This is a genomic window from Priestia sp. FSL H7-0729 (genome assembly GCF_038005685.1).
Taxonomy (GTDB): domain Bacteria; phylum Bacillota; class Bacilli; order Paenibacillales; family Paenibacillaceae; genus Paenibacillus.
On sequence record NZ_JBBOTQ010000010.1, the window covers coordinates 1 to 12,778 of the forward strand.

The following is a 12,778-nucleotide window of genomic DNA, read 5'->3' on the forward strand; positions in this document are numbered from 1 at the left end:
CGCTCATCGGCAGACTTCCTGCGGCCAGCAACACGTGGCCGTAGGTGCCCTTGTGGCCGTCCGGTGCCCGGAGGCGGCCTGTGTCCACGCGCAGCGCACCGCGCAGCACCTCGTCCGTCAGCAGACGGACCGCAGGGCCATGCTCTGGCGCAAGCCGCGCAGGAATGCCGATGGCGCGCACCACAATGCGCCCCGCGGCAGATGCGCCCGGGTACTGCACCAGCCCGCGCTTGAGCAGCGCGAGGCATACGGTCACCCGGGCCTGAATGCTGGGCTCGTACACCTCTCCGGTGTCGGCGTCCAGCCCGCTCGGCACATCGGCGGACACGACCGGCTTACCGCTGTCGTTCGCCGCCTCAATCAGCGCCGCGTAAGCCCCCCGCGGCGCACCCCGCGAGCCGGTGCCCAGCAGCGCATCCACGATGCCTGTGCACCGGCTGAAGTCCACGGCTTCGCGCCCGTGGACAAGGGCAGGGATGCCGAGCTGCGCAGCGGCATCCCGTTGCACTGCGGCTTCGCCCCGCAGTGCATCAGGGGCATCGGCGTAGACCAGTGTCACGCCAAGCCCCGCTTCAACCAAATGGCGTGCGGCCACCAAGCCATCGCCGCCATTGTTGCCCTTGCCGATCAGCATGTACCACTGCTGATCTCCCGGGCGCTCCATCACCAGCGCCGGATCGGCGATGATGTCGCCACCATAACCTTGCCGATCGCCGGGCCCGGTGTGTGCCCGCCGCGCATCGTCTTCGCTGCTACAGCCCTTGCTGCTATAGCCAAGCTTCCACTGAACTGCAAGCGAGCTTTCTGCCTGCTCTTCCCAGCACAACTTGATAACTTCCTCGGCTATGGCGCGACCTGCATTCTCCATCAGACTGGCAACAGGAATACCCAACTTATGAATGGTATACTCGTCCACAGCCCTCATCTGTTCAGCGGTTACGATAAACAACGTTCATCCCTCCCCGTGACAAGCTCATCTCATACTTAAAAGTAGCAACTTCGCACCTAAACGCTACATCCTATATGTGTACCGCTATATTTCCCCTTACCTCATCCAGTGATCACAATCCGAGCCAAAGCCATGCATCATTGAAAACTCTATCGATCTCTTGTACAAGGCCTTCAAATTCATCCATCCCCAACCTATTTACGCTTAGTAACCTACCGTAAACCGCGCTTGAATAAACTGCGGATCGTCCAGTTCATCTACCAAAGCCGCTGCAAAATCACCAACCGAAATCGAGCTTTCCCCAATATCGTCCGTGATCACCCGGTTCATGCCAACCCGAAACTGTCCTGTCCGACGACCAGTTGTGATTGTCGCAGCAGGGCTCATGTACGTCCAATGAATACCCGATGCTTCAATCAGGTCATAAGCTTCTGCATGGGCTTTCGCCAGTGGTTTAACTTCTTCCGGGAATCCCGGCGTATCCATCAGCATCTCACCAGAATCAGTGAGCAAACTTCCCGCTCCACCAACCACTACCAGACGTCCAGCTTTTGCCCGGCGCACACCCTCGATCAACGAACGCGTCACTTCCAGCATCTCTTCTTCTCCGCCGAACTTCGGCCCATATGCACTCACAACCACTTCCTGACCTGCTGCAAAATCAGCCACCTGATCCGGGTTAAGCAGATCCCCCTGTTCTACACGCAAACGCTCATGCACCATCTCAATCTTCGACGGATCGCGCACCACCGCAGTCACTTCATGCCCACGATCCATCAGCTCCCACAGTATCGTTTTGCCAATCGCTCCGGTTGCTCCAAAAATGGCTACTTTCATATGAATTCCCTCTTTTCTGTAGATATTATTTCATTAACTTACCGTTATTTTAATACTTAATCCTATTGTTATATACCTTAAACGGCTCACGCCATCTTAAACCGGATGTGAGCACTTGTAAACCTATCTCTTACAGCTTATATGTAGAAAAACATTCTTCACTGCATGATCGAAGGAAACACCGCCATTCAGAAGCAGCCCCTCTCCTCCCCATCAAGCAATACGGTTCATGAAAAAAAGCCGCTAATGCGGCTATACGGACATGATTTCATAATCATATGAAGTGTAGTCTCGCATCAAAATTCAGTTTTCATTCCGCTAGGCAGTCGGCCCTTCTTCTCCCTGCCTCCACCACATGCCCTCCGATTTTGGGCTGGTATATTCAAATCCAAATTGAGCATACAGACGATCAGCCGGAACATCCGCCAGCAGACTGACCAAACCGCGAGCAGGCACAACGTCACGCAGATAATTCATAATCTCGCTCATGATCAGCTTTCCATAACCCATTCCCTGAACATCCGGGTGTACGGCAATGTCAACGACCTGAAAGAAGCAACCGCCATCTCCAATCACTCGCCCCATACCTACCAACATATCCTCTTCACGCAGACATACGACAAACAGACTATTCGGTAGTCCAATCTCCGCCCCTTCCCTGCTCATTGGACTAAGACCCGCGATCTGCCGCAGGGCAAGATACTCCAATGCTGCGGGTGGTGTGTGTTCAATATGCACTTGATCCATGAATTGTGCCCCTTTCTGCTTGAATTCATCTACTTCCTGTGTAATAGTGAGAGAAAGCTTACGTGAAGCGTGTTCATGATACGTGAAGTTAGAGCAAAGGAGGAACAAGTGTGTTTCAACGTTGGATTGAAGATCTAACATCGCGCCCAGGTGCTATGGCTGTGGTGCTGGGCGTCGTGGGTCTGCTTCTAGGGATATACATATGGTCTGCCACTGAAGTTCGCCGAAGCCACGAAAGGCGAATGCGAAGGATACGAGATACATTATACATAAGTACAACCCTCTTGGGACAACTTACCATCCAGGAAAAACGGAATTATGAAAGCTCGGAACATGAACACAACGATCTGATCACGGCAATGTTAGCCTGTAAAGCCGCATCTTACCTTTCTCCTCAGCTACAGGACCAGATCCGTGACTGTATTAAGGAACATGATCCTGCCAGAATCGGTCTGATGCATAGAGCACTGGAACGGGAATGCACCGTATTATCGGATGAACTCAGTCGGGATACGCATGCAGATCATTGGGGCATAGCGGTCTGGACCATCCTCCGACCTGTAGCCGAACCAGCCGCATTGGCAGCCACAGGATTTCTGATTACAGATCTGGTATTTCGTCAGCGGATGCTGGACGTGCCTGTTGACTCATGGGACAATATCCTGCCTTGGATTCGTGCGGTTTCCCTTATGATCACTATCATATATGGTTATTTGCTCTGGGCCAGCCCACGCCGGGATAGACCACGTACAGTAACCAAAATGCTCTCTTTACTGATCGCACTATGCTCCTTGCTCCATCTGATTGGACTTGTTGCCGCCCCCTATGCCCTGGGATTACAGTTAATAATATTCATATCAGGTTTCGCGTTGAATGGGACACGCTCTCGCAGTGATCGCCCCTACGCAGGACATACGGAGTTGGAACCAACGAAGCTGGTTTCTACGGAGCTAGAAGGGAATACCCGTCGTGCATCTGGTACCCATACCGACGAATAACTGACGCATTGGCTTCTTTCATAGCATCGATCTTAGAAGTCCACCACGATGATACGAGACTCGTCCTCCCTCGACTGGATTTTCACCGATCAGGGAGTACAAGGCGTGTCTTCAAACGAAAGCAGTTATACGATGACAATTGTCAGCATGCATAAAGTCTTGAGATCCGTCTGGCTGACCCTATTGAACAACCGGACCATTCTCTAAGGAACTCAGGACGACTTATTTGGCCTCTACGTCCTCTTTCAACATTGTAAAGAACATCAGACACGTTATTTTCCAAAATCGCTCTACAAAAATGCTGTAAAACGCCGTACATCGCGATATAACGTGTCTCAGATTCCTTAGATTTCTACAGGCGCTTCAAATCCTTGAATAAGATGCCTAAGATTCGTTAGCACTCACTCCATGCTCAGTTCCAAGCGCGAATGAGCGAACAACATTGGTTCCCTCCCGTACGAGACGAAAATTTTTATTAGTAGTAGAGGAAAACAGAATGCTCGCCTTTGCGACGTTCTGGTCGCTTGCTCATACATGCCGTATGCAGCAAGTTCCTTACTCTGGGCTCGTTTCATGCACACCTCGGCTGTCAGTAGGTTGGAGACACACTCTAAATCATGCAAGACTATACGCAAAAAGGGCTGAAACTACAATGTAGTTTCAGCCCTTTTCTATATACTAATCTTGTTTGCGAAGAACGATCAGAAGGTTATGTCATCGAAGTCGCATGTGTAACATGCTTTAGTTCACTTTATATAATGGATAATTACTTTAATTACTCCATTTATTTGGCTACAACATGTGCAATGATACGACCTTTTACGTACGTGACCGTAACATCATAACCATCTGCGGTTACACTGTCGAATTCACCTGTAATTCCATTAGCGGTGATTAACGTAATATCTTTGGAACCTTCAATTTTATGATTGGATAAGTCTAGTTTGAGACTTCCTCCATCAATGTAGAGCTTTCTGCCGACATTCAGTTGACTGTTCTCACCATCTACAACCAATTCCAGCGTACCGTTATCCATGGTGAAGTTTCTATTCATGGTTAATGCTCCATCGACATTCACAACCACTGTTCCATTTTCTACATACAGATCACCTGTACCAAAAGCAGTTGAAGATTCAGCTACCAGCGTTCCTGCTTGCAGCAAGGTTCCGCCAGTGTAGCTATTTTTCCCTGTCAATGTAAGGGTTCCTGTTCCCTTTTTCGTGAGCATTCCACTACCGGTGATATCATTTCTCCACCAGTCTTCTGCATTAAACCGTCCTTTGGAAGCGTCCATATCCACAGTTACATTGTTCAAGAAAGCACCGTATCCATCCGCAGCCGTGACCAGATCAATTCTACCCCAGCCCTTGGATTCATCCAGTACAGGATATCCAGAGTCAATGGATGTTGTATACAATACTTGTCTGCGTTGCTCATCTGTTAAATACGGTTGACGTGTTTCTAGCAAGGCTTCTGCTCCTTGTGGTACAACGGGAGCCAAACCTTTGGTTCCTGTTTGTGGCAGACCGTAAGTCATCTTCTCTCTATAGAAGGCTTTATTGGCGTCGTGATCTTCCCATTTATTCTCATCGTATGCACTTTTAAAATTATACTCCTCTGTTACCGTGTGTGCATATTCATACAGACTCATATTTTTTTCCTTGGCTGCAGCTCCAAATACTTCTCCTGCATTCTCATAGCCTTTCTCTAACACATCTTTGTTCTCAGCCTTATTAAGTGCATATGCAGCCATGGCTGTGGATTGTATTCTTCCTCCTATAACATCCAGCGGTGAGTGCATCCCCGTTACGACCCGATTCTCGCCCAACTGAGCTGCTCTCGTTAACAATTCAGCGAATCGTTCTGGCGTAGCGTATGCCAAAGGAAATACGGATAAGTAAGCTGCGCTGGTATGTCCGCTCGGAAATCCGCCATCTTTTCCTCTTCCATCCTCAGCGATTCGTTTGACATAAGTTAACGCAGGAATAAGCTTAACGTTGGTTTCGTATTGCTGGTAATGTTTTTCTCCTGTTGATTTGGTGCCGCCTGAAGCCAGGGGTACTTCTTTTTTCTCACCTTCGCCCAAGGTTTCCCATACAGGCAGTCCTTTGCTGTCAACAACTTCTTTCACTTCTCCATTGGAATTCATTCTCCATGGTCTTGGGGAAGAGTAGAAATATTTAGAGGGATTAGATGAAGCAGGAATTTTGAATCGAACCAGATCAACTAAATGGACCAAGTCTGCAAGTTCCGTCTTTTCCTCCCAATCGCCAATACCTTGGCTTTCATCTTCCACAGTTTCTTCGGTCAACACCTTATTCATATCGTCCACCGTTCGTTCAACGTTTGTCTTTGGCTTGATGATATCTACATACGTGTTAGCCAACGGACCAAAGCCCTCCATCACGCTATAGATCTTATCCCTTTGGTCATCATAGTAGGCTGCCAAAGCCTCTTCACCCGTGCGGTTTTGCGTGACCTTTTCTACATATTTGATATTGGCTTCCCAAGTCGCTTTGTTTCGGATCTCTTCATTTGCATATGTTTTCTGATCAGCAACAGCTACGGTTGGATCATTCTTAAAGCCATCATAATATGGGGACGGTCCATCTCCATACTTTGCATTCTTTCCGTCAGCTCCAATTTTAGTTGCCGCTGTGCCATCTCTCCAATCCGCTTGGTTCATGGACCATACTTGATCAAAACCGTCCAAGATATCAATAAATGGATTGGTTTCCGCAATATTTTTCAAAGTGTCGTCTCCAGCATTGGCTCCGTCCTTCACGGCGGACAACCGAGCTTCATCTGCTGGAGGATTAACATTCAGTACAGCTGCCGTTCCTTTTGGCTTAGCTGGTTTGGCAGCTGTAGTCGCATCTGTTTCCACCGCCTTAACGAGCGCAGACACTGCTTCGGCACGAGTAATGGAATTAAGTGGTTTGAAGCTTCCGTCTGCATAACCAGCGATAATTTTCGCTGCTGCCGCTCCACCTACTGCTCCCTTGCTCCATGCCGCAATAGACGATGAATCGTTAAATACATTCGCTGCTGTTTCATTTGACTCCAAATTCAAAATGCCAGCGATCACTTTAGCTGCTTCTTGACGGGTAATCGGATCTTGCGGCTTCATGGTGCCATCGGTGTACCCATCTATATATCCATTCGCATTTGCAATAGAAATGGCTTCGTAATACCATGCACTCTCAGACACATCGCTGAAGGTAATTTGAGCTTGTCCCGAATATCCAAAAGCACCGTTTACCAAATTCATAAATTCTGCTCTGGTAATATACGTATTTGGTTTAAATGAATGATCCAGGTAACCTCGAATTAATCCTTCATCACCCCATGCTTGAATATTCGCTTCCGCCCAGTGTCCCTTAATATCAGAGAACTGAATCTTCTGATCGGCTGCAAAACTCTTCTCTGCAAATGTCGGACCTACCATAGACAACATTAGAAGTAATGCCAGTGACTTTTTAAGTGGTTTTCTCATGGCTTGCAAATACACGCTCCCATTATGGTAAATTATTTTTTTGCTCCTGCATCTGCAAATGAGTAAGAAAGTCTCTATACAGATGTCTGATCTGCCGTTACTGTAGCATTAGAGAGCGTTTCGCATCTATAGAACATATTCCGTTTTATATCAAAATCGTACGTTCCGATGATTTCTGCCCTAAAAAAATAGAGGAGATACTACTTTCGTTAATTATGATATCCTTTTATGTAAACGCTTTATTAAATGAATGTAAAATGTGAAGGGGGAGTTTGTTAAATTTCGGTCAACATGATTTCTCGTCCTTGGCCTGCTATATAATGATGAAGTTGTTTAGAAATAAGGAATGAAGGGAGATAAAGAATGCGTAAGCCATTTCAGTCTGTGAGATCCAAGATGGTTCTTTCCTACCTCGCTGTTGTTCTTGTCATTGCGCTTCTTTTCGGCTCTATTTTCTATCTCTTCTTCTCCCATCAATACAGCAAAGAGATCCGAATCAATAATCAATTGTCGCTGAAAAGCACGGTCAATACTATTGAGAGCTCCGTTATCCAGAAGGTGAATCAGGTCTACCTGTCCCTGGCACTCGGTAACGCTGCAAATATCAATTTAGATAGCTTACAAGGAAACCATAGCAAAATTCTGGACATCGAACAGTCCCTCAAAAATATGGTGCAGAATTATTCCGATCTCATTGAAGCGATTCATGTGTACGATACGAAGAATAACTTCATCGTCTCATCTGTATATGGACTATTGCTCTATGAGGACACGCCTTCGAGTGTGGATCACACGACGGATTGGATTGCTGCGATGAAAGAGACTCCAGAAAGTTCCTTATGGATGAAAACTCGCATGGTGCCTCAGGATGCGTATATCGAATCACGGGAACAGAGCAACAGGAGTCCTCTAATTTCCTATGTCCACAGTTATCCTTTTCAATCGTCTGGACAAGACAGTAAAGCCCTGATTGCGATTGACATCAAAGAGTCAGCGATTAGTCAGATTATTAAAAACATGCTCCCTGCCGACTATGCGAATACATTAATTATCGATCAGGATGGAACCGTCATCTCTGCCGCGGACAAAACGTTGATAGGCACTTTCACGGAGGAAAATCTGACGCAGTCACTCCTCTCCTATCCTTCTTCAGAGGAGGGCTTCACGCCTGTATTTAACTATGACTCTCATGTCGTAACCCAAGATCAATTTAAAGGAAATGCATGGAGAATCTACACAACCACGCCCAATGAAAGCTTCTATTATAAGTTGGATAGCTTGAAGGAGATTTCGGTTCTTCTCGGCTTATTGGCTGTTGCGGTTGGTATAGCGATGTCGTCCCTCTTCACCAGGGCCAATTATAGTCCTCTCAAACGAATCCTGAATAACATCAAGAGCCGGATGGATAGCCCTACCAGCTTAAAACAGGACGAATATCGTTTCATCGATACAACCATTAACAGTCTGTCCAATAAAGTCGATAGCCTTGAAGAGACACTCCAGGCCAATCATAAGATGATTAAGCATAGTATCATGCTGAACATGTTAAATAACCGGTTTACCCCAGAGGAGCTTACCGAACAACTGCAATCTGTTCATATTTCAATGGCGTATACTCGCTTCCGCTGCATCGTCATTGACCCAGTCAATGAGAAGTGGAAGGATCTGCAGCCAAGACAGTTGCAGCATACGTTGTACACGATGATCCAACAACTGGAGATGGCAGAGATGGAAGGAACTCAGCTGCTGGCAGAGGAATTGCAGGATCACAAAATAGCAGTAATCATCTGTACCAATCAATCCGAAGAACCTCTCTCTGATCTCATTGTAGATTTCATTCATACGGAAGCAAAAACCAGATTCGATCTGGATTTCGTGCTATCACTGGGCGGATGGGTAGAGCACTTCACGGAGGTATACACAAGCTATCATCAGGCGAATACCTTGATTCGATACAGCTATTTCTTTCCCGATCAGTCTGCCATTCAGGATCTGGATCTGCTGAACAGGGAAACCAGCAGCTTGGAAATTCCGGACTCATACCTCGTAAATTTTGAGAAGAAACTGCAGACTCGGGATGTGCACGGCACAGTCCAGGCTATTCAAGAGCTGGTCTCCCAGATAAAAGAAGGCATGTATTCATCCGAATACAGTCGGATCATATTACTTAAAACGGTCTCCATATACTCTGAATGTATTCATCAGGTACGTTGGCAGCCCACCGAGGCCCACACATTGAGTCTGTACAAGCAATTCTCATTGTTCTACAATATCAACCGCTATTCGGAATGGATGATTCATCTCGTGACCGAATTTGTGATGCATATGGAGAAGCGAAGCGAGGTACGGAGCGTGGATACCATCTCGGCTGTCAAAATCTATATCCAAGAGAACTTATCGGGCGATCTCACGCTGGATCACGTCTCAGAGCAAGTGTTCATCAGCCCTAAATATCTCAGTAAACTCTTCAAGGAAGAAACCGGGATTGTCTATTCGGAGTATGTTACGAACCAGAGGATGGAACGCGCAAGAGAACTGATGACGCAACGCGAAATTACGGTTGAGCAGGTCGCAAATACAGTCGGTTACCGTACCCCTGCCTATTTCATCAAGAAGTTCAAGGAAATTCACGGCTGTACACCAAAAAACTTTATGCGCAGTCTAATGGAACAGGGATCTATATAGGGTCAGTAAAGGAGTTGCTATGAACATCAACCTTTCAAGAAAGTTATGTCTATTGATTGTTACATCTATTCTTATAGGATTGATGAGCGGTTGTACCTTTCTAAACGGGGACGGGGCAAAAGTGCAACAGCAGGACCATCTGGCAAGCCCTGAGAAGGATACGGCTCCAGAGTATACGATATCCTGGACCATGCATCAAAATATCCCTGTTCCTGAGGATGCAGAGATGATTGCCTATATTGAGGATCGGTTTGATGTCGATCTGGAGGTGTGGAACCTTGAGAACAAGCGGTACGAGGAACTGCTGGATCTGGAGCTTGCTCAAGGGAATATACCCGATCTGTTCCGAATCAGACAACCGCATGATCTGCTTAAGTACCAGATGCAAGGAGTCTTGGCGGAGATCTCCCCGGAAATACTTGAACAATATGCGCCAAATATCGTACAGCGAATTCGCAATTATGATTCACGTTACTTAGCGTATGGAAAAATAAACGGTTCCTTATATGGAATACCGGCCATCAACCAGACCAACATCTATCGAACTCCTGTCGTATACCGAGAGGACTGGCTTAAGAAGCTTGGTCTGGACGTTCCGAAGACATTGGATGAATTTGAAACGGTTATGTATGCTTTTGCCAAAGATGACCCGGACGGTAATGGTAAACCGGATACGTATGGCCTGTCCAGAGAGGGTTTAAATGTGGTTTTTGGCGCTTTTGGACAGTCCGTTTTCACCGAGCAGCTGTATTTTAATGAAAAAAACAACCAACTCGTGATCGGCGCTTTGGAGCCTGAGATGAAAAAGGCCCTGACTTATATGCAAAAATGGTATCGGGACGGGATCATCGACCCTGAGTTCATAACCGGTGAAAACAAAGGCGGCTATAAACATCTATCCCATACTTTTATCAATGGAAAAATTGGGATGACTTCGATGGGCAACTATTATCATTGGAATCAAGCGGGAGATTACAGTGTCCTCGATGAAAATGGTCAAGAAACTCCGGTGGAACCTTCGTTCAATGTCAATGAGCTACTACAGAAGAACACAAACGCAGAGGTCGTATTTGGTTCTCCTGTTATTGGTCCGGATGGACGTAGCGGTTCAAAAGGGAACAATCTGCTGATGAATTTTATTGCTATAGGTGCTGGAGCTGCGAAAGAGCCGGGAAAATTGGAGAAAATTTTGCAGATACTCGATTATGTAAGTGCCAACCCCGATCCTGCTGAGCAGATCAAAATGGAGTATGGCTTTCCAGGAAAGCACTGGGATTGGAACGCTGATGCTTCAAATTCATTCCACTTACTTCCTCCATATAACCGAATGGAGAATTATATGAATATGATCGGCTCAAGTATTGGCATGATGGTTCCAGGTGCAGCCTCGGATAAACGTGAACAGTGGGCTGCATCTGCAGGGTTGACGGAGAATGGTATCTATAATCGCCTGGAGGTTGCAACCCCTGCCCTGATTCAATATTCATCGGAGTTGATTCGCATGAGAGACAGAGCGTACATCTCTATTATCACTGGCGATCAGCCTGTAGGACATTTCGATACCTTTGTGGAAGAATTCATGAATGCAGGTGGACAACAGGTGCTGCTTGAAGCGAATGATTGGTATAAGGAGCATAAGGGAACAAGTCGCACGCAATAGGTGGGACCGTTTGAAATCATACACTTGCTAGCCGTTGCCGGATTATACATGTGTATTCCTCTACACTCCTCCTTGCTTCCCTGACGCCACGTCACTCTCTATCCCTTCGCACTCGCATTCGATCCGCGGAGTGAACGGGCTGAATTGCTTCGTGCCGTGCTTCCAGATTTGGAGGCGTTGCCTGAGGGTGTGTTCTCAAAACGCTTGCGTTCGGTTCGCTCCATCTGCACAATCTGACCTTCGTGCACCACGATATGCAATGAACCGAACTCCATGTCATTCAGCTGTCCGGCAATTCGGTCCAACCATACCTCATCCACTTTTAACGGCTTAGCCATAGAGCCGCCTCCTCTTCTCGGGCTACTGCCCGCCATATTCCTAAATCCACTGTTATCCATCTGATTTATAAATCATTCTTATCCAACCTATATACTTGGTTTATACATTAGCAGGGCTTCCAGTAGCTGTCAATCTGTATTTTCTACTTCTCATATTATGAAATTAATCCGCTTTGTATCACTTTTCCGAAACGGCTTTGTGTCCAAGCCAGCTCTTGAGAAGCAACGTGGCGAGAGCCAGAATCAGGAGCAAGGAAGCTACAGCAAATGAAGCCGAGAATTGATATTCGTTGTACAAAATCTCCACATGTAGCGGCAGCGTATTCGTCTCCCCACGGATATGTCCCGACACCACAGATACCGCTCCGAACTCGCCCATAGCACGGGCATTACATAGAATAACACCGTACAGCAGCCCCCATTTGATGTTGGGCAAGGTTACACTCCAGAAGATTCGCCACCCGGAAGCACCCAGCGTAACCGCCGCTTCCTCTTCCCGGGTTCCCTGGTCCTCCATGAGTGGAATCAACTCCCTGGCTACAAAGGGGAACGTAATAAACAGCGTCGCAATAACGATGCCTGGCAGCGCAAAGATGATTTTGATGTCATGCTCGGACAGCCACGGCCCAAACCACCCATTCGAACCAAAGACCAATACAAAGATCAATCCGCCCACCACAGGCGAGATCGAAAAGGGAAGATCAATCAGGGTGATCATGAGTCCCTTGCCCTTGAACTGGAATTTGGTAATGACCCAGGCAGCGGCCACACCAAATATCGTATTCAGTGGCACGGTAATCGCCGCAACCAATAATGTGAGTTTCAGTGCAGACATGGCATCCGGCTCGGTAAGAGCCGCGATGTACACACCCCAGCCCTGCTTCAACGCCTCCATGAGCACAATGACCAGTGGCAAAATGAGCAGCCATATGAGCACAAGGCTTGCCAATCCGATTAACAACCATTTGACCCATGGAGCTTCCGTTGTTGCACGGTTTGTTCCGCGGCCGGTCTTCACGGGTGGAACAGGGCTCAGTGGGATGGAACCCGACATATGCTGCACCTCCT

9 protein-coding genes are annotated in these 12,778 nt (G+C 47.3%); 3 read left to right on the plus strand and 6 right to left on the minus strand.

From position 1 onward, the window contains the following. From MHH93_RS20355 to MHH93_RS20365, 3 genes are all read right to left on the minus strand, one after another. The coding region (locus MHH93_RS20355; protein ID WP_500055506.1) for an NAD(P)H-hydrate epimerase at positions 1-949 on the minus strand (949 nt) is incomplete at its 3' end. Between the two features lie 204 nt (positions 950-1,153). Further along, the gene (locus tag MHH93_RS20360) at positions 1,154-1,786 is read right to left on the minus strand and encodes an NAD(P)-dependent oxidoreductase (protein ID WP_500055507.1); all 633 of its coding nucleotides are present in this window, start codon (positions 1,784-1,786) and stop codon (positions 1,154-1,156) included. Positions 1,787-2,104: 318 nt separating this feature from the next. Continuing rightward, positions 2,105-2,533: a GNAT family N-acetyltransferase gene (locus MHH93_RS20365; RefSeq protein WP_500055508.1), complete on the minus strand. Its 429-nt coding sequence runs from the start codon at positions 2,531-2,533 to the stop codon at positions 2,105-2,107. 110 nt (positions 2,534-2,643) lie between these two features. Between MHH93_RS20365 and MHH93_RS20370 the strand changes: the two genes are divergently transcribed. After that, positions 2,644-3,531 (plus strand): hypothetical protein, encoded by an 888-nt coding sequence (locus MHH93_RS20370; protein WP_500055509.1) that lies wholly within the window; start codon positions 2,644-2,646, stop codon positions 3,529-3,531. Between the two features lie 784 nt (positions 3,532-4,315). Here MHH93_RS20370 and MHH93_RS20375 read toward each other — a convergent pair. Then, positions 4,316-7,027, minus strand: coding sequence for an S-layer homology domain-containing protein (locus MHH93_RS20375; protein ID WP_500055639.1), 2,712 nt, complete (start codon positions 7,025-7,027; stop codon positions 4,316-4,318). A 363-nt stretch (positions 7,028-7,390) separates the two neighbouring features. On the opposite strand from MHH93_RS20375, the gene MHH93_RS20380 reads away from it, so the two are divergent. Continuing rightward, positions 7,391-9,712 (plus strand): AraC family transcriptional regulator, encoded by a 2,322-nt coding sequence (locus MHH93_RS20380; RefSeq protein WP_500055510.1) that lies wholly within the window; start codon positions 7,391-7,393, stop codon positions 9,710-9,712. A 121-nt stretch (positions 9,713-9,833) separates the two neighbouring features. Beyond that, complete coding sequence (locus MHH93_RS20385) at positions 9,834-11,372, plus strand: extracellular solute-binding protein (protein WP_500055512.1); 1,539 nt, start codon at positions 9,834-9,836, stop codon at positions 11,370-11,372. A gap of 98 nt (positions 11,373-11,470) precedes the next feature. Here MHH93_RS20385 and MHH93_RS20390 read toward each other — a convergent pair whose 3' ends face one another. Continuing rightward, positions 11,471-11,710 (minus strand): YezD family protein, encoded by a 240-nt coding sequence (locus tag MHH93_RS20390; RefSeq protein WP_500055513.1) that lies wholly within the window; start codon positions 11,708-11,710, stop codon positions 11,471-11,473. Positions 11,711-11,888: 178 nt separating this feature from the next. Further along, on the minus strand, positions 11,889-12,764 hold the full coding sequence (cysW, locus tag MHH93_RS20395) for a sulfate ABC transporter permease subunit CysW (RefSeq protein ID WP_500055515.1): 876 nt from the start codon (positions 12,762-12,764) through the stop codon (positions 11,889-11,891). Positions 12,765-12,778 lie beyond the last annotated feature (14 nt).